The sequence below is a fragment of the Planctobacterium sp. AWH2_060 genome, from assembly GCF_056158425.1.
Window position 1 is genome coordinate 1,277,047 of sequence record NZ_JBSWTG010000001.1, and the last position, 18,473, is coordinate 1,295,519.

Here is an 18,473-nt window from a genome sequence, read left to right on the forward strand (position 1 = left end):
TATACCACTACAACTTATCGGCTAATTTAGCATAAATGGCATCAGCAATGGGTAACGCTGATGTTGCTGCCGGTGAAGGCGCATTGCCCACATGCAGACTGCGTTCTGTATGGGCAAACCGAAAATCGTGAATTAGCTCACCTTTATCTGACACCGCCTGAGCGCGGATCCCGGATGGATAAGGCAACAGATCCTGCAATTCAATTTGCGGACAGTATTTTTGTACCAGGCGCAGATAGCCTCGTTTATTCATAGAATTGCGAAACTCTTCGAGCCCGGAACGCCAGTTGTTTTTAATCACTTTTCGAAACCCGGGATAAGTCACCATATCCAACAACTGATTAAACTGAAGGTCAGTTTTCCCATAGGCTTCTTTGCCCAGCGCTAAAACTGCATTGGGGCCAACGGTCACATAGCCGCCAATCATCAATGTGAGATGAACACCTAAAAATGGCAAATCCGGATCCGGTACCGGATAAATCAGGTGATCAACAATCTCATTATATTTTTCGGGTAAGCGGAAATATTCCCCCTTAAATGGAACGATGCGCCAATCGATATCGGGAATGAGTTGCCTGATCAACTCATCAGAATAAACTCCAGCGCAATTTAGCACCTGAGCAGCAGTAAACTGTCCATTATTGGTCTGAACACTTACATTTGCGGAGTGTTCTTCAAGCTGGTATACCTGACTATTAAATTTAACTTGCCCACCCAATTTTTCAAATGAATGCAAAAAGTGCGCAGTGAGTTTTTTGTAGTCAGTAATACCGGTTTGCCGAATATACATGGCGGCGGTTCCGGATATTGCAGGCGCTTTCTCTTTTAATCCTGAAGGACTAAGAAACGTCGGTTGTAAATCATTGTCCTGACATCGCTGATACAGTGCCTGCAACCTGGCTTCTTCCGGCTCATTAGTGGCCACAATCAACTTGCCACATTGTCGAAATGGCAAATCATTTTGTCGACACCAGGCAATCGTACGCTGCAAACCTTCTCGGCAATATTGGGCTTTTAGACTACCCGGCGCATAATACACGCCGGCGTGAATGACCCCGGAATTTCTCCCTGTTTGATGCTGCGCCGCTGCGGATTCTTTCTCCAACAAGAGCACCGATAAATTCGGCTTTTCTCGCTTTATTTTTAAAGCACTAGCGGCACCAACAATACCACCGCCAATTACAATAACGTCATAACTGCTCAATTCCGTTTCCTTTGCTGCCCCCTTCGGGCAATATTAAAACCATGCTCATGTTAATCACCCCATTGGATTTTTGCAAAAATAGCAGAACTGGTTAGAATACCGCCTCTTTGTTTTCCGGTGCAGTTTTCATGGATCTTTATAGTCAGCGATTCGGCGGTATTGAACGTCTTTATGGTAAAGAGCAACTGGCGTTTTTGCGTCAGTCTCACGTTTGTGTTGTGGGCATTGGTGGTGTCGGCAGTTGGACAGCTGAAGCGTTGGCAAGAAGTGGTATTGGTAAATTAACTCTGATTGACCTGGACGATATTTGCGTCACCAATACCAATCGCCAAATTCACGCGTTAAGCAATACCGTAGGTCAAAACAAAGTCGATGTCATGGCGCAACGAATAAAGCTGATAAACCCGGATTGCGAAGTGAACCCGGTGATGGATTTTGTGACCGATAAAAATGTCAATGAACACCTCAATGATTTTGCTTATGTGGTTGATGCCACGGACAGTGTCAAAGCCAAAGCAGCGATGATTAATCACTGTAAACGCCAAAAGATGCCCGTTATTACGGTCGGTGGCGCTGGCGGACAAGTAGATCCCACTCAAATTACCGTTGCTGATCTGGCAAAAACTAAACAGGATCCACTGGCTGCGAAATTGCGTTCATTCTTACGTCGCCATTATGGCTTTAGTCAGAATCCAAAACGCCGCTTTTCTGTTGAGTGCGTCTATTCCACTGAGCAACTGCGCTATCCAGATGCCGACGGTAATGTCAGTTATGCCAAGCAAATGACCGGGGGTGTAAAACTGGATTGCAGTGGTGGATTTGGCGCGGCGGTTACCGTTACGGCCACGTTTGGCCTGGTTACCGCGTCCCGCGTTTTAAATAAACTGATAGAAAAGCACTTTCCAGGCGTAAAGTAATCGCTCCTCCCTTGGAAAAAACACAAACCATTAAAGGCCGTTTAAATGTCAATCGACAATTTTGCACAAAAAGAGACAGACCCAATGGCTTCTTTAAGGCAAACAGGAAGGATAAACGAAGTTGCATTCCCTTCACCATTTGCAATAATGAATTTATCGTTAGTGTTTTAATAGACACATAAAAATTCTACAGTGAATCAATCTAACAATATTCAACTTGTCAAAATCCTTGAGAAAAAAGCTAAGAAACAGAGTTGGACAACGACTTTCGCGGATATGATGACTTTGCTACTTTGCTTTTTTGTACTGTTATTTTCATTTTCGAATACTGACCAGAAAAGATTCGACAAGGTCTCTGAATCCTTCACAAAAGCTTTTGGCAATTACCCCTCCAGAACTTTTATTCCTATAGAATCCGCTGACAGTATTGTAAAAATGGAAACAGGTAATAGTTTGGTTGGTACACGTCAATACAACACCAAAACAGATGCTTCTGAACCTGATCCATCTGATGGAAATAGCTCAGCTAGTGTTCTTACAACATTGTCTAAAGCTCTACAACAACACCTTTCTGATTCTGCCTTAAAACCAGGTATTGAACTTAAATTAAGTGACAACACGTTAATTATCCGTCTAGACAGCTCAATTGCATATGCTTCTGGAAGCGGCTATCTACAACCCAAAGCGGAAGATTACATAAGGCAAATGGCCGCTTTCTTGGTAGAATTTCCCGGAAATATCACAGTTGTGGGGCATACCGATAACCTGCCAGTAGTTAATGACCTATATAGAAACAATGTAGATTTATCATTGGCAAGAGCACAAGCTGTTGCTGAAGTCTTGAGCTCAAAACTCAGCGAGCGTACGGTTTCTATTAGCGGCAAAGGGGATTCCGAGCCGATTGCGAGTAATGAGACACAAGATGGGCGCGCTAAAAACCGCCGCGTTGAAATTTTAGTAACGCATGGTAAACCAACCAAAAAACACTTAAAGCTAACACCGGGAGCTAAAAAAGAGTGACACCATTTACATCCGTTTCTTTGGAAAAAGGCGTAATAGTAGGGTTTGCTCTGCTAATTGTGGGTTTTTGCTGTGTACTCCTAATGAGTCAGGGTGAAATGGAAATCTATTTTAGTGCCGCCTCATTCTTAATTGTAGTGTTCGGATCACTAGGGGCTGTTTCTTTGAGTGTCAAGCTGGAAAACTTGAGATCAGCGTTTCTACATAGTAAACACGCTTTTATTAAAAATAACGTTGATTTAGAAGACTGTATCGAAACATGTATTCACCTTGCCAACCTCTCCAGAAAAAAAGGAATTCTATCCCTCGAAGAAGAAAAGGTAACAGATCCTTACATTCAGCATTGTTTAGAGCTTTTATTGGATGGTTACGACAATGAAACACTGGCAAACATGCTGAATAAAGAGATCTTTTACACCCGACAACGGCATGAAAAAACAATAGAGGTACTTGAAACACTGGCTGAAACCACCCCAGCTTTGGGCATGATCGGCACGTTGATTGGACTAGTGGCCATGTTGAGCGGATTAACCACACCAGACACCATTGGTCAGGGTATGGCAATCGCCTTATTAACCACCTTATACGGCGCTATCCTTTCCAATTGTTTGCTCAACCCAATGGCAAAAAGGATGAATGAATATAGCAATGAGGTATTTTTGCACCACTCTTTGGTTCGAGATGCCATTGTTAAAATAGTAAACAAAGAACCTCCTCGAGCCATTTTTGAGTTTTTGCAAACCTATATTGAAAAACACAAACGCAAATCGATTAAGCAACTAAAGCTCTAAGCGCATTCTACAGCAGGGTAAAACCACTGACAATTTCAGTCAAAAACACAATCTTTTGATTACTTAGCTGCCGGTAGTCAAAATAGGGACAAATCACCACAGGTAATTCAGTGTGAACGGCAAACTCTTGGTTTAGCCAGTTAAAGCCCTCAGTTAAACCACATTCTTTTGCCCAGGTTCTGCCCATAACGATGTGTATGTGGCTGGAATCGAGATGGGCCAGCTCAAGTGGAGAAAACAGCAAGGCACTATTAGAGCCTTTTTGCAGCAATTGACGGTCGCGCCACTGTTGCCAGTCAACATATTCCCCTTGAGCAAAATGTAAACTGTGCTTTAGGGCATAAACGAGTTTGGCATAAACATTAAATACCTTGCGCCAGCCGTTGCCGCAATGACTGCCAATTGCGGCTACATCCCCCGGATTCAGAGGGCGAACCCTGTCTAACTCAGTGAAGTCGGCATAGTCTGGAACATTTCCCATATAGACTCTAAAGGGGCTGGCTTCATCGCCAAGTCCATATTTTTTTACATTATTTTTATTCATAGTACTTGTTTAAAATCATAAATTTAGCATAATCGACAACTGGTCTGACATGTTAAGATGGCGAAAATGAAAATCACTCCGGGTAAGCTCAAGTTCCTGCTTAACTATCTTTTTGGTCCCTATATTGGCGCCGGTGTCAAAATAGAAGACTACAGTAAAGACTGGCGCTACTGCCGGGTGGTCATGCCTTTACGCTGGTACAACCGCAATGCAGTAAACACCCATTTTGGTGGCAGTTTATTTTCCATGACAGATCCCCATTACATGCTTATGCTAATGAATATATTGGGGAAAGAGTACACTGTCTGGGACAAAAGTACCGAAATAGACTTTGTGAAACCTGGTACAGGTAAAGTTATTGCCGAGTTTCACATTACTGATAAGATGTTGGAAGACATTTACCAAAACACAGAATCTGGTGAAAAGTATCTGCCCTGTTATGAAGTCAATGTTGTTGATGAACAACAAAACATCATCTGCAAATTAAAAAAGACGCTTTACATCAAAAAACGCCTTAACGACAGAGCCCGTTTTTAACTTTTGGGAGGAACATTCGATGCACAATAACGAGCAACTCATACATAGTTTCTATCAATCCTTCCAAAAACTGGATGCAGAAGGCATGGCTGCCTGTTATCACCCCGACGTTGAGTTTAGCGACCCGGCATTTCCTGACCTGAAAGGCGATATGGTTTCCAATATGTGGCGTATGCTGTGCTCACAGGCTAAGAATTTTGAACTCAGCTATTCTGATGTCAGTGCTGACGGAATGTCTGGCTCTGCTAACTGGCAAGCCAGTTACGATTTTTCCCGAACAGGTAGACGAGTACACAATAAAATTCAGGCCAGCTTTTTGTTTGAAGAAGGCAAGATAATTCAGCATGTAGATAGTTTTAATTTCTGGCGCTGGAGCAAGATGGCTCTGGGACCGGTGGGCCTAATGTTAGGCTGGACTCCCATGTTGCGGCAAAAGGTATCCGCCATGGCTAACAGTAGCCTGAACAAATACTGCGAACAACTCAGGTCCTGAATTCCTGAAGCGGATTTTTTAAGGTTTCCACCAGTTTTGCCATAACATCTTTTCGGGCAGACGTTTTGCGCCACACCAGGCCAATGGCCCTTTTGGGAACCGGCGGTGAGAAAGGCACATATTTAATACCTGATTCATTTTGTTGTACCGCAATCTTGGGCATGAAGGTGATACCAGTGCCGGCTTTCACCATTTGTCGCAAGGTTTCCAATCCGGTTGCGCGAAAGTCCTGCTCTTCTGCAATGCCCTGACGTTCACATATCTCCAGCGATTGATCACGTAAGCAGTGGCCTTCTTCTAGCAACAACAATTTGTGCTTCTTTAAACACTTTTGATCCACCGTCTCTCTGGACGCCAACTTGTGATCTGGCGCTACAGCCAAACAAAACTCATCTTCAAACAACAACTCAGAAGTCAGAAAATCGTCGTGAACCGGCAATGCCAGTAACGCGGCATCAATTTCTCCATGACGTAACTTCTCCATTAAATACAGGGTTTTATCCTCAATCAAAATCAGTCGAAGTTTAGGCATTGCCGCCTTTACTTTAGTAACGATTTCAGGAAAGACATAAGTAGCCAGAGTGGGAAAAGCGCCGAGTCGAAATTTACCAGCCAGCGGATCTCGAGAGCTTTCGGCTATTTCCTGGATAGATTCAATCTCACTCATAACCCGCCTGGCATAGGTTGCTATCTGGGCTCCCGTCTCTGTAAGCATGACTCTGCGATTAGTGCGTTCAAACAAAACTACCCCCAATTGCTCTTCCAGTTTTTTAATCTGGCCGCTCAAGGTGGGTTGGCTGACAAAACACTGCTCCGCAGCCTGACCAAAATGTTCTAAGTCAGCGACCGCTAAAAAATACTGCAAATCCTTAATATTCATGAGCTCTCGGCTATTAAAAGGTATTACCTATCATTTCTATAGAAACAAACGATTCTACGAAAGAATAATTAATTGATAGTCTCAAAACAATAGGAAATGCCTATGTATAACTATTTTTAAGATCCGTATCCAATGGTTATCGGTAATAAAAGTAAGCAAAACCATGGCTTATAAGTTAGTTGTAAAACACGACTAAATCTTGGTTGCTAAACCCACATGAGGAACAGTATATGAATACGTCCAGGTTGTTTAAACATACTGCGCTGGCCACTGTCATCGCACTTTCATTTTCCCAGGTAGCACTGAGTGCGGAATCCAGTAAACCAGGTGGTACTGTAGGCATGGGCAAAGTGGCCCCTAATCAGGCCAAGTCCAATCTATTCTGGTGGCCAGATCAGCTTGATCTGTCAGCACTACGGGATCACGATGCTCGCTCTAACCCTCTGGGAGAAAATTTTGATTACAAAGCCGCATTCAGCAAGTTAGATATGACTGCGCTGAAAGCTGATATAGACGCGGTGTTAACTGATTCTCAGGACTGGTGGCCCGCAGACTGGGGCAACTATGGTCCGTTTTTTATCAGAATGACCTGGCATGCTGCAGGTACCTACCGAACTCATGACGGACGAGGTGGTGCCGGTGGCGGTCAGCAGCGCTTTGATCCCCTTAACAGTTGGCCAGATAACGGCAACCTGGACAAAGCCAGAAGATTATTGTGGCCAGTAAAACAGAAATACGGTGAACACATTTCATGGGGAGACCTGATTGTTCTCGCGGGTAATGTTGCGCTGGAAAACATGGGTTTTAAAACTTACGGTTTTGCCGCAGGCAGAGACGATGACTGGGAGCCAGACATGGTGTACTGGGGTCCGGAAGTTGAAATGTTGGCCAGCGACAGACGCGGCAGTGATGGCAAACTTAAAAAGCCGTTAGCCGCAGTACATATGGGACTGATCTATGTAAATCCAGAAGGCCCTGGCGGTAAACCCGATCCACTGGGCTCAGCTCAAGATATCAGAGAGTCTTTTGGTCGTATGGCCATGAACGACGAAGAAACCCTGGCATTAATCGCAGGCGGACACACCTTTGGTAAAATGCACGGTGCTCACAAAGCCTCAGATTGTGTTGCTGCAGAACCCGGCGCAGCGCCTATCGAAGAGCAAGGATTTGGCTGGAAGAACAAATGTGGCAAAGGTCACTCGGAAGACACGGTAACCAGTGGTTTAGAGGGAGCCTGGACACAAGCCCCAACCCGTTGGACATCATTGTATTTAGAAAATCTGTTGAAATTTGACTGGAAGCAAACCCGCAGCCCGGCGGGAGCAATTCAATGGATCCCGACAGACGAATCTATCCATCAATCAGTTCCGGATGCTCATATCAAAGGTAAATTTAACCCACCAGTGATGACTACAGCAGATCTGGCACTGAAGTTTGACCCGAAATATCGCAAAATTGCAGAGCGTTTCCGAGCTAACCCGGAAGAATACCGTCTTGCCTTCGCCAAGGCATGGTACAAACTAACTCATCGTGATATGGGACCTAAAGCCAACTTCCTGGGCACAGACATTCCCGAAGGTGAACACCTCTGGATGGATCCGATCCCAACCCCGGATTACAAATTGGTATCAGAGCGCGATATTAAGAAACTGAAAAAGGACATTCTCAATTCGGGCTTGTCGGTATCTGAGCTGGTCAGAGTCGCCTGGGCGTCTGCCTCAACCTATCGAGATTCCGATATGCGCGGTGGGGCTAATGGCGCGAGAATTGCTCTGGCACCGCAAAAAGACTGGCCCGTTAACAACCCTGAAGAAGTGCAAAAAGTGTTAGCTAAACTGCAGGAGATTCAGAGTGAATTTAACGGCAAGCGCAAAAAAGTTTCTCTGGCAGACCTGATTGTATTAGGTGGTGCAGCCGCTATTGAAAAAGCGGCCAGTGATGCAGGGGTAGCAGTCACGGTGCCTTTCGTACCCGGTCGTGGTGATGCCACTCAGGCTCAAACGGATACCAACTCCTTCTCGTTCTTGGAGCCACATGCTGATGGTTTCCGAAATTATTATGAGGCGGGTTATTACAAGTCTCCGACAGACGCTTTGGTGGATAAAGCCGACCAACTGGCGTTAACTGTACCCGAAATGACCGTGCTGATAGGTGGATTGCGTGCCCTGGGTGCCAATACCAATGGTGAATCACACGGAGTACTAACCGATAAACCAGGGACTTTAAGCAACGACTTCTTTGTCAACCTGCTGGACATGTCTACCCAGTGGCGTAAAACGGACACAGGCTATTTGTATGAAGGTGTGGATCGTAAATCAGGCGAAGTTAAATACACTGCTACGCCGGTGGATTTGATTTTTGGTTCCAGCTCAGAATTACGCGCTGTAGCGGAAGTCTATGCCTTTAACAACAGTCAGGAGCGTTTCGTCAATGACTTTGTTGAGGCCTGGGTAAAAGTAATGCAGGCTGATCGTTTCGAATTGAAGTAATCAGCTACTCAATTAATACTAAAAGGGGCTACTTCAACGAAGTGCCCCTTTTTTATTCAAAACTGATAGCTGCTGTAATCAAGGCTGCAAACCCCAACGCAATTTCATACGTTGTATCTCACCTGATTCCTTTAACTTTAATAACGCCTTTTGATAGCGTTTAACTAAATCTGCCTCACTGTCTTTATTGAACGCTAGTGATAGCTCGCTATCCAGCTTACGAGCGCGATGCACTCGAACCAGGTAGTCTGAAGGCAGTCCCAACTTTTTTAGCGCCGGAAGCATTGCAGTTTCTGCCGCAATGATGATATCGGCCCTATTTTTAATCAGCATATTTATCCGGTTGGCTTCACTGACATTGCTGTCACTGCCTCCCATAATGTACAACTTTTCGAAGCCACTGCTACGCAGCAATTGATGAGTAGTCGCTTCTTTAACGACGGCAATTCGATATTGGCGAAAATCACTCAACGAGTCGGATTCAACAACTCCGGATTGCGACAACGCCCAAAAATACAAGGTTTCGGTAGCCAGCTCCCCTACCCAATTAAACAAATCTTCTCTTTCCGGGGTTCTGCCCATTGAAAAAATCATAGTATTTGGGGTATCGAGTGCTACCTGGTAAGCAACGGCCCAAGGTAACAAGGCGATATCTAGCGTATCGCCAGTTATAGAAGCTAACCGCTCCACCACTTCAATACTGTACCCGGTGAGGTTATTTTCTTCGTCAACCTGCTGATAAGGGTAGAACAACTCCGTAACTACTTTAATTTCTGCGCAGTATCCTTTGTGAAAAGGAAATAAAATCAAAGTCAAACAAACCAGTAGCCGTATTTTTACCTTCCTGATACCCACAAACCACCCTGTAAACTAGTTAAATAAAACACCATCCCGAAATACAATCATAATACCGACAGGGAAACTTGCCAGCAAAATTGTAACAAACAACGTTTTTATTCTTGATAAAGGCAAAGGGAAAGGAGGTGGAAAGGTGGAGAACCACCTTTCCAGGGAGACGCACTTTGTGCACGCAGGTTCACTACGCCTGCACAATCACTATACGATATTTGTCAGAACACTAAACCCGGTTTGTGATGTATGGATTGATTCCTGACACAAACGGCAGTTTGGTGATGTAAATTGCTTTTGATCACTGTTGCGGTTATTTCAGATACAGCATTTCATCTCTGGTGGGCGCCATTACTGCCAGAAGTTTATTTTGCAGCGGATGCGGCACCTCAGCTTTGGTCATAGCGGCAATAAACAGATCAACGCCGTGATTAAAGTCACTTTCGTTAATGTTCATACCCATGTGCACGTCCTCCATTGAATCCCCGGTGTATTGACAGCCTCCACCAGACAAAAAGCATAAATGTTCATTCATTTTTTCTCTGAACCTGGCGATGTCGGAACCTTTAAAATAACTTAACATGATGTCATCACCCTCTATCTCAGCGATAAAGTTATCCACGATTTCAGCTACTTTAGGCGCCCCGCCCAATTCCTGATACAGATTCGCCTTAGTGCTGGCACAACCAGTGATAAGGAGAAGCAGCAAAGCAGCCATTAAATTTTTCATGAGATCACCATATTTGTCCGTTAATGGAAAGATACAAACCATTTTGCTCAGGAATTCCGGCAATACTGCCAAGTTTTGCATAGGCCAGCGTTACGCTGACATCTTTTGAAGGTATCCAAGCGATAAAGATATCTTTCCAGTCATCTTCACCCAGCCCTAAATTATCGGGTTTTTGTCGATACTCTACCCCCACAGCTAAATGTCGAGAAAACAATATCCCAAAGGAGCCTTCAAACATAACGTCGTAATCGTCATCGTCTACGTGCCCAAAACCCAGTAGCCCGGTCTGATTAGCCCTGGTGGCTCTTAAAGTGGTATTCCAGACGGTGTTATATCCAAAAAAGCCGCCCAGATGAACTTTAGTTGCCGCGATATAAAAATCAGTGCCACTATCAGCATCATCAGCACCAACCGCCGCAGCAATGGCACCATCATCAAGTTCTTTGTATTGTAACCCGACGCTAATTTGCGGCCAGTCACTGTAAACGACATCGCCGTACACCCGATACTTGATACCGTAAATATGCTGTTTTATTTCCGCTGACAATGGCTCCACATCAAAGCGATGTTGAGCCACGCTTAACTCTACGCGATCATACAGAGAAACACTGGCCCCCAGCACATCCAGCCGAAAATCATCAACATTTACCTGGGTATAAAAAGCATTGGCAGAGGTCTGGTCCCGACTATCGTAACCCGCAAGCGTCGCCCAGGGAACAATGCCACCTCCACCACTACCTTCTATCATGTTTAAGCCAGCTGTGCCGATGAGTTTTCCCGATGCTGCCACAGAGATTGGACTTAGTAGCAATGTCGTAGCAACTACTGCCGATCCCAAAAAAATTCGCTTATTGCATTTAGTCATCTTGTTGTTGCTCTTTATACCAGTTAATAGGTCCAAAGGTTCACTAATGGAATCTCCCTGACCAATACCGAAGCAGGAGTAGTTTGTGCTTTCCGCCGCCTTTGCCTTAATTTTCAGTTAATTATTACCAAAGCTGCCAGAGCCAAAAGTGCTTGATTTGTTTTGTTCCGGTAACGGCCAGAGGTCCAGAGTTAGAGAGATTGTTTGTGGATCTGAAACTTGCGCGCTATTAACCTGGGTTCCGGTTAGCGACATGCGCGGGTGCCAATACTGAAAAGATTTTACATTAGGAATATTTACTATCCCCTTGTCATTACTCATCAGTGCTGTTTCACCTTTTCCTGCTACGTAGATATAGCCAATCATTTGATCATGAATATTACAGCCCAAAGCCACAATACCCGAATTGGCAAACAAGATAGGTTCAACCGGCCGATTTCGGTACAGTTTAATTTCAAACGGGTTACTTTCAGAGAAGCTATATACGTGATGTCTAATATTGTCGCTGTTAGGAAAGTCCACTCGCTGACCAGCGTTAATTAAACTAATGTGAGGTACAAATGCACGATCAACCTGGTCAATGATCACGGGCTCCGCACTGGGAATTGCGGGGTTTTGCGCCGACCAGCTCACCACTACGGAATCCACAGGCTGACCATCAGAGTCGGTGAATTTAATTTCGACGGCAGACGCTGTCCCACTAATAAGCCCTGTTGACAACAAAGCTATTTTTAATAAATCACTTACAAACTTCATAACCCCTCGTTTTTAGTTTATTTGATACATCCGCATTTGCTCAATGTATGCCTTCGTTAACTATGAAATTTGCGCTAACACCACTAACGTTTGATAAATGGTAGTAAATTGCCATGGAACTTACCAATATTTGTCAACATAGTCAGTTGCTTTCGACGCCATCAGCACACTTTAAAAACCTGTTCAATCTTAGCAAATGTATTATTCCTGCACTCAAAGATAGCAATAATAACCACATCACAAGATCCCCTGCCAGACTAAATAGCGCACTTAAAACGCCACCTATTAGCAATAAAAATAGTCCGACAACGGTATTACCTGCCCCAACAAATGCCAGTCGATTGTCATCATTAGTGGCGTTTAGCAACAGGGTTTTGCGCCCGATGCGAACACCGTCATAACCCACCAGCAATAAATAAAAAAGCAATAGCTGAACAGGCTCTGACAGTAATTCCAAAAACAAGGTAAATACCAACAAAACCGCTAAACACATGCCGGCTGAAAACGCTAAAGTTCGAACGTTGTTGTCGTCTGCCAGCATTCCCCAGAAATAAGACGATGACAATGACGCCACACCCGAAATCAAGATTAACCAACCAATATGGATCTGTTGCTCACCAGACAAACCAGAGCCAATAAATGGAATAGCCAACATGGCGTTTAACAGTAAACAGCGACTTAATACTAAATGGAACAACAAAGGATTTTCTTTAAACTGAGCCACTATAGACATTTGCTGTTGTGCAGGTGTATCCCTTTGACAAACTAAACCGGAGCTTAGCAACAAGGTAGTAGCCACAATGACCAGCAGCACAACGAAGCTCCATGCCAGCATCGCTCTGCTTTCCATTAACAGACCGCTGATCAGTAAAGCTGCGAATGCAATACTTAAAATCCCGGAAACTGACGACACAAGGCCGGTAAAACGGCCGCGCACCTGTTTTGCCACAATCTCCGCCTGAATATCTTTACTAAAAACCGAGGTAAAGGCTCTGCCGCCACTCAGCACCGCCAGTGAAACCAAAATTCCAAGTGCCAAGCCACTTTCAGGTATAAAGAAAATGGTCACACAAAATCCGGAGAGACCGACGAGCTGGATTACCATTCCAACACGCCAACCGAAATCCCGCCGGGAGTTTCGCCCCAGAGCGGAGCGCTTAATCCACCATTGCGGTAACATCGAGCCTGCTTCTCTTAGCGGAGCCAAGAACGGTAGAAGCCACCCCGCACCGGGTATTCCATTGATCAACCAGGGTAAAGTTGTTTTTGGTGATATCAGCAAATCAATCAACTTATTATTGAGTTGAGCCCAAAACAAAATGAATTTGGATTTTTCTGCCACGCCCGTTTAGCCACTTTTATGTTGTGTGAAAAATTTTCAGTTTAGTGAATAACTTACATACGCACTATGGTTATTTTAGTTTAGTAAAAAATATAACCTAATGATTATTATAACTTTTTTAAACATGGTCTGAGATTTGCCTTATTTCTGAGACTGTTAACCAGCTTCGATACAACTATTTTTCCAGAAATTTCGTAGTAATAGCAAAAGGAGGCTTCTTGATCGAGATTATTGTGCTTTTCACCATCATCTGTACGTGGTCCGTTGTGCTCCAGGGTCCCTCTGAGATGGTAAAAAAGTTTGTGTGCTGTTTTTTATTAACTGTCGTGGCCTCACGCATGTTTGCTCAGGCTGTGTCTTCATTAGTGAACAGACGCCAATTCAGAGGAAGATAGGAGAAATTCATGAAAACACCAAAAAGCAGACCTTTCCCACTTTACTATTCCCTGCTGTCAGTGCTGTTATGGAGCATGACCTTACTGGCAGAACATTGGCTGATACTGATTTTGTTAATTTGGTCAGCGCTATCTGTTTCTCTGGTAGCCAGTGCTTACCTGTTTAAAAAGCCACAAATATTCAGAAAGAATCACGATGGACGTATTCCCGGATACATAGCATGGCTTTTCTGGCCATTTTTGGTGGCAGCTAACATTTACAATCGAATCTCCAGATTGAGAGATGAGACTCCAGCAATTCAAGAAATCAAACCCGGATTATTTTTAGCCGGAAGACTAACTCACTCAGATCTGGAGACCCTCAAGTCTTTAAAGGTTTCCGCAATTCTGGATGCCACTAGTGAGTTTAATGCCCTTGATTGGTCGGCAGAACAATCTGACATGGCCTATCTGAACGTACCGATTTTAGACCATCAATCGCCCACCGAAAAAGAAGTGCTACACGCAGTCAACTGGATCCACGGGCAAAGAGCAAGCAACAAAAATGTCGTTATCCATTGTGCTCTGGGTCGCGGTCGTTCGGTATTCTTGCTGGCAGCTTATTTGTTGATGCAGGACAAAGACAAAAGTGTCCGAGATGTATTGACGGACATTAATATTATTCGCAGTACTGCAGGGCTCAACATGTCGCAATTACGTGCCCTGGAAAAAATTCACAACAACAAAAAAATAGCGCTTTATCCGAACGCCTGGCTCATCGCCAACCCAGTGTCTGGAGGTGGTAAATGGCTGGAGCATCGCAAAGAAATATGCGAAACCCTGGGACAGTTTTATGCTTTGTCAGTGCTGACCACCAGTGAAAACCTGAACGGACAAAGATTGGCCGAGCACGCGATTGAATCAGGCGCAGATGTCATTATCGCCGCAGGTGGCGATGGCACCGTCAACGAAGTTGCCGCCGCTGTCAGGCATACAAAAATCAAAATGGGCATAATTCCATTGGGCACTACCAATGCGCTCAGTCACGCCTTATGGGGGATCAAAGCCAAAGCTCTCCCTATCAGCACGGCCTGTGAAGCCATTGTAGAGGGAACTACTAAAACCTTTGATATTGGACTTTGCAATGATGAGCTCTTTACATTGGTATTGGGGATTGGTTTTGAATCCCGAATGATTGAATTAGCCAGCAGACAAAACAAAAATCAGTCTGGTCAACTTGCCTATCTCAACGGCCTGTTTCAGGCTGTCAGTGAAAACAAACTACATAATTTCCAGGTTAATTTTGATAACCAGGGTTGGCAGGAAATGGAAACCAATAGTTTAGTCATTGCCAATTCCGCACCTGTTTTTACTTTGTTAGCACAAGGTGGAGGAGAGCCTGACGCTCGGGATGGCAAGTTAGATGTCACCTGGCTCGCCAAAGAACACAAAGATGACATCGTATCCGGCATGTTGCAGTTGTTATTGTCTGAATTTAATCAGCCAGACAATAAAAGGTTTCAGCATAAGCACGCCAAAACTGTGAAAATCAGAAGTGAAAGTCCAATAACTTACAGCCTTGATGGGGAAATCAGAAAAGCGACAGAGCTAGATATCTCTGTTCAAGAAAAACAACTGAATATTCTGACTCTACCGACATCTCGATAACTCTGGGAAACGGAAATTACAGGTTGTGAAAAATTTTCAAAGCAACCTGTAATTTACCCACTTCCACCGGATTAAACGTAGCTTTCAACTTTTACGCAGAACAAACTTAACTATAAATATCAGCAACTTATAAAGTTTATTAAATTTTTGCACCCTTTTTGCAAACCCATGTTTGTAGTTACTAAAACGGCTGTTATCAGCAATAGCCATTATTTGCAGTACCAACATCAGCAAGGAGAAATGATTATGTGTTTCAGAAGTGTTCTGGTGCAACTCAGCAGCGACAATAGTTGTCTTCAACGCCTCGCCTGGGCAGAAAGCCTGGCTCACGACAGCAACAGCCGGATGCATGGTGTGTATTTTCAGTCTGAACTGGCGTCCATTCCTGAGAATACTGCAGACCTTGTGCTTGCCCCTGAAGGTGTGGCCTATGTTCCTGATGCAGCAAAAAACAGCAAGTCACTGGTTAAAGAAGACCTGCAAAACGTCAGAAAGCTCCTTAAAGAGAAATTCGAACAAGATGAAGATTTACATTGGTTTACCGTACCGGGAAATCTGGCGGAGCAGTTGTCAGTTGTATCCCTTACCCACGATCTGGTGATTTTAAGCCGAAGCTGGTTCGACGGCTTTGACCAGATTAAACTGAAAAGCCTGTTACCCGATTTTAAACAAACGCTGAGCGCCCCGGTTCTCATTTTGCCGGAACATGTGCCAGAAAACGCGTTTTTTAATTCGCCAATTCTGGTTTGGGACAACAGTGTCGAAGCCTCCAGAACCCTGAAAAGTGCCCTGCCACTGCTAAAACGTTCCGGGCAAGCAGGTATATTATGTGATTTTCAGGGTAGCGAAGAATATGACATTGTCGCTTTGGAAGAAGTCGCTTCTTACCTTGAAGCACATGACGTAAGAATTACCTCAGTGCACAGCGCCCCTGATGATAAATCGTTACCAGCCACTATTGAAGATGTGGTTCAGGAGGACAATTACGACCTGGTAATTTCCGGGGTCAAACAAGGCTCAGTGTTGCATAACATGGTTTATGGTAAGCAGTTAGAACAATTGCTAAACAATCTCACCGTTCCCCTTTTTGCAGGTAACTAAGTGATCTTAATCAGTGCACCCGCATAAAAGTAAGTGAAACTTATTAAGAGGCTCCTGTGAAAAGTATTGAAAACTTTATGCAACAAATTTCGCACAATGACAATCAACAAAACGCCTACTTGTCGGTAATAAAGCAGGAGGCGTCTGCTTTGTCTGATTTTTTGGAAGATAATAAGGAATTTGTACATCACAAAGTATTCGAGAGACTGGCAATTCCCGAGAGAATTATCGAGTTTAGAGTAACCTGGTTAGACGACAAGGGAGAGTTCCAGATAAACAAAGGCTGGCGCGTACAACACAGCAGTTTAATTGGTCCCTATAAAGGTGGGTTGCGCTTTCACGCTGACGTAAATCTGGACACTTTAAAAGCACTCGCTTATGAGCAGAGCTTTAAAAATGCGCTAACGGGTTTACCTATCGGTGGTGCTAAAGGCGGTGCAGACTTTTCCCCAAAAGGAAGAAGCGATGCCGAAATTCTGCGCTTCTGCCAGGCATTTATGACTGAGTTATTCCGACACATTGGCCCGTCCCGGGACATCCCGGCGGGCGACATAAATGTCGGCCTCAGAGAGATAGGCTATCTGTTCGGGCAATACAAACGCATCGTAAACCAGTTTGAAGGCGCGGTTACTGGTAAATCCCGTCACTTTGGCGGTAGCCATGTCCGCACAGAAGCTACCGGGTTTGGCGTTATCTACTTTTTACAGAGTTTACTGAAAGATCAAGAGCAGACGCTAGAGGGCAAAACCGTCTGTATTTCGGGTGCTGGCAACGTGGCGCTGCACGCAGCACTTAAAGCAATTCAAGAACAAGCTAAAGTCATCACGCTGTCTAACAGCCGAGGCTTACTCATCAATGAATCAGGCTTCACGGAAGAGCAAATTAACTGGTTACTGGATAATCAACACAAGCACGACAATCTGCTTGAAAGTGCAGAGCAAGAGTTTGCTCTAAAATACCGCTCTGACTCCCCTGCCTGGCAAACGGCCTGTGATATCGCAATACCATGTGCTACACAGAATGAATTAACTCTCGAGCATTTGGAAAAACTGGCTGAATCTGGCTGTCAGGTTATCGTAGAGGGCAGTAACATGGCATTGACTGACGAAGCACTGGAAGCGATTAAAAACAAAGACATCTATTTTGCTCCAGGCAAGGCGGCTAACGCCGGCGGCGTTGCCATATCCACACTTGAGATGTCGCAAAACGCCACGTTTTCACCACTGGATTACGATGCAATAGACGAACAATTGCAAGACATCATGCAAAACATTTATCAGCAATGTGCCGACCACGCTATTGAGAGAACCGGAAAACCAGATCTGCACAGCGGAGCCAGTATCGCCGCATTCAAAACCTTAGGCGAAGCCATGATTGCGCAAGGTGTTTGAGTCAGGTTCGTGAAAAAATAACAACCCCATCCCGGCTACAATGCCAGCATTCACTGCGACTACACAAATCAGTATAGCTGGCTATTTAGTTAAGATTGACTGGCTGGGTTGTAACAAAATACCGCCAGTCGATTTCCTTCAGAATCACAGAAACTAAAGCCCCTTGGAGCCCACTTATTGGCCGGTTCAGGAATTGCCGGAAGATTAGGGATGATAGTTGTCAGATGTTGATGAAACCTGTCCAGCTCATCCGTTTCAAAATCAACTACGCTGTGCTCAATGTTGGTATGAGTTGATTTAAATGACAATCTGACAGGGGCCATCGTTTTAACCAGTAGTAATTTAACCGGGTCTTCCTTGTTACCAGATTGCAACAATACATGGTGTTCATCTGACCAGGCAGCCTTAAACTCAAAGGCTTTTTCATACCATGCTTTCGCTCGGAGAATATCTTCAACCGGGATTTCAATCGTTCTAATCAGTGTTTTCATTTTTAGGTTCCCTGTATGACTTACAGCATTA

19 protein-coding genes are annotated in these 18,473 nt (G+C 44.4%); 10 read left to right on the forward strand and 9 right to left on the reverse strand.

The window, feature by feature from the left end; translation table 11 throughout:
• Positions 1-7: 7 nt before the first annotated feature.
• The gene (gene lhgO, locus ACXAD8_RS05570) at positions 8-1,204 is read right to left on the reverse strand and encodes an L-2-hydroxyglutarate oxidase (RefSeq protein ID WP_475225914.1); all 1,197 of its coding nucleotides are present in this window, start codon (positions 1,202-1,204) and stop codon (positions 8-10) included.
• 128 nt (positions 1,205-1,332) lie between these two features.
• On the opposite strand from lhgO, the gene tcdA reads away from it, so the two are divergent.
• From tcdA to ACXAD8_RS05585, 3 genes are all read left to right on the forward strand, one after another.
• A complete protein-coding gene (tcdA, locus tag ACXAD8_RS05575) occupies positions 1,333-2,121 on the forward strand; it encodes a tRNA cyclic N6-threonylcarbamoyladenosine(37) synthase TcdA (protein ID WP_475225915.1) in 789 nt (262 codons plus the stop codon).
• Positions 2,122-2,313: 192 nt separating this feature from the next.
• A complete protein-coding gene (locus ACXAD8_RS05580) occupies positions 2,314-3,141 on the forward strand; it encodes an OmpA/MotB family protein (RefSeq protein ID WP_475225917.1) in 828 nt (275 codons plus the stop codon).
• Positions 3,142-3,161: 20 nt separating this feature from the next.
• Positions 3,162-3,932: a motility protein A gene (locus ACXAD8_RS05585; protein ID WP_475225920.1), complete on the forward strand. Its 771-nt coding sequence runs from the start codon at positions 3,162-3,164 to the stop codon at positions 3,930-3,932.
• A 7-nt stretch (positions 3,933-3,939) separates the two neighbouring features.
• Here ACXAD8_RS05585 and ACXAD8_RS05590 read toward each other — a convergent pair whose 3' ends face one another.
• Entirely contained in the window at positions 3,940-4,476 is a 537-nt protein-coding gene (locus ACXAD8_RS05590) for a DUF6942 family protein (protein WP_475225922.1), read from the reverse strand.
• A gap of 66 nt (positions 4,477-4,542) precedes the next feature.
• Here ACXAD8_RS05590 and ACXAD8_RS05595 point away from each other — a divergent pair, with 66 nt between their 5' ends.
• Positions 4,543-5,013, forward strand: coding sequence for a DUF4442 domain-containing protein (locus ACXAD8_RS05595; RefSeq protein ID WP_475225925.1), 471 nt, complete (start codon positions 4,543-4,545; stop codon positions 5,011-5,013).
• Between the two features lie 19 nt (positions 5,014-5,032).
• Positions 5,033-5,506: a nuclear transport factor 2 family protein gene (locus ACXAD8_RS05600; RefSeq protein ID WP_475225928.1), complete on the forward strand. Its 474-nt coding sequence runs from the start codon at positions 5,033-5,035 to the stop codon at positions 5,504-5,506.
• Here ACXAD8_RS05600 and ACXAD8_RS05605 read toward each other — a convergent pair.
• Positions 5,496-6,386 (reverse strand): LysR substrate-binding domain-containing protein, encoded by an 891-nt coding sequence (locus ACXAD8_RS05605; RefSeq protein WP_475225930.1) that lies wholly within the window; start codon positions 6,384-6,386, stop codon positions 5,496-5,498. The genes ACXAD8_RS05600 and ACXAD8_RS05605 overlap by 11 nt on opposite strands.
• A gap of 230 nt (positions 6,387-6,616) precedes the next feature.
• Here ACXAD8_RS05605 and katG point away from each other — a divergent pair, with 230 nt between their 5' ends.
• Positions 6,617-8,875 carry a catalase/peroxidase HPI gene (gene katG, locus ACXAD8_RS05610; RefSeq protein ID WP_475225933.1) on the forward strand — a complete coding sequence of 753 codons (2,259 nt, stop codon included), beginning with the start codon at positions 6,617-6,619 and terminating at the stop codon, positions 8,873-8,875.
• Between the two features lie 78 nt (positions 8,876-8,953).
• Here katG and ACXAD8_RS05615 read toward each other — a convergent pair whose 3' ends face one another.
• The 5 genes from ACXAD8_RS05615 to ACXAD8_RS05635 form a co-directional block, all read right to left on the reverse strand.
• A complete protein-coding gene (locus tag ACXAD8_RS05615) occupies positions 8,954-9,685 on the reverse strand; it encodes a substrate-binding periplasmic protein (RefSeq protein WP_475225935.1) in 732 nt (243 codons plus the stop codon).
• Positions 9,686-10,037: 352 nt separating this feature from the next.
• Positions 10,038-10,454, reverse strand: coding sequence for a group I truncated hemoglobin (locus tag ACXAD8_RS05620; protein ID WP_475225938.1), 417 nt, complete (start codon positions 10,452-10,454; stop codon positions 10,038-10,040).
• A 4-nt stretch (positions 10,455-10,458) separates the two neighbouring features.
• Positions 10,459-11,319 carry a DUF3034 family protein gene (locus tag ACXAD8_RS05625; protein ID WP_475225941.1) on the reverse strand — a complete coding sequence of 287 codons (861 nt, stop codon included), beginning with the start codon at positions 11,317-11,319 and terminating at the stop codon, positions 10,459-10,461.
• A 117-nt stretch (positions 11,320-11,436) separates the two neighbouring features.
• Complete coding sequence (locus ACXAD8_RS05630; RefSeq protein WP_475225943.1) at positions 11,437-12,075, reverse strand: methylamine utilization protein; 639 nt, start codon at positions 12,073-12,075, stop codon at positions 11,437-11,439.
• 142 nt (positions 12,076-12,217) lie between these two features.
• Positions 12,218-13,144 (reverse strand): hypothetical protein, encoded by a 927-nt coding sequence (locus ACXAD8_RS05635; protein WP_475225946.1) that lies wholly within the window; start codon positions 13,142-13,144, stop codon positions 12,218-12,220.
• Between ACXAD8_RS05635 and ACXAD8_RS05640 the strand changes: the two genes are divergently transcribed.
• The 4 genes from ACXAD8_RS05640 (at position 13,137) to gdhA (ending at position 17,951) form a co-directional block, all read left to right on the forward strand.
• Complete coding sequence (locus ACXAD8_RS05640; RefSeq protein ID WP_475225948.1) at positions 13,137-13,382, forward strand: hypothetical protein; 246 nt, start codon at positions 13,137-13,139, stop codon at positions 13,380-13,382. The two genes, ACXAD8_RS05635 and ACXAD8_RS05640, sit on opposite strands and share 8 nt — an antisense overlap.
• 439 nt (positions 13,383-13,821) lie before the next feature.
• Positions 13,822-15,459 carry a diacylglycerol kinase family protein gene (locus ACXAD8_RS05645; protein WP_475225951.1) on the forward strand — a complete coding sequence of 546 codons (1,638 nt, stop codon included), beginning with the start codon at positions 13,822-13,824 and terminating at the stop codon, positions 15,457-15,459.
• Positions 15,460-15,705: 246 nt separating this feature from the next.
• On the forward strand, positions 15,706-16,560 hold the full coding sequence (locus ACXAD8_RS05650; RefSeq protein WP_475225954.1) for a hypothetical protein: 855 nt from the start codon (positions 15,706-15,708) through the stop codon (positions 16,558-16,560).
• A gap of 56 nt (positions 16,561-16,616) precedes the next feature.
• Complete coding sequence (gene gdhA / locus ACXAD8_RS05655; RefSeq protein WP_475225956.1) at positions 16,617-17,951, forward strand: NADP-specific glutamate dehydrogenase; 1,335 nt, start codon at positions 16,617-16,619, stop codon at positions 17,949-17,951.
• A gap of 89 nt (positions 17,952-18,040) precedes the next feature.
• On the opposite strand, the gene ACXAD8_RS05660 is transcribed toward gdhA, so the two are convergent.
• The gene (locus ACXAD8_RS05660; protein ID WP_475225959.1) at positions 18,041-18,442 is read right to left on the reverse strand and encodes a VOC family protein; all 402 of its coding nucleotides are present in this window, start codon (positions 18,440-18,442) and stop codon (positions 18,041-18,043) included.
• Positions 18,443-18,473 lie beyond the last annotated feature (31 nt).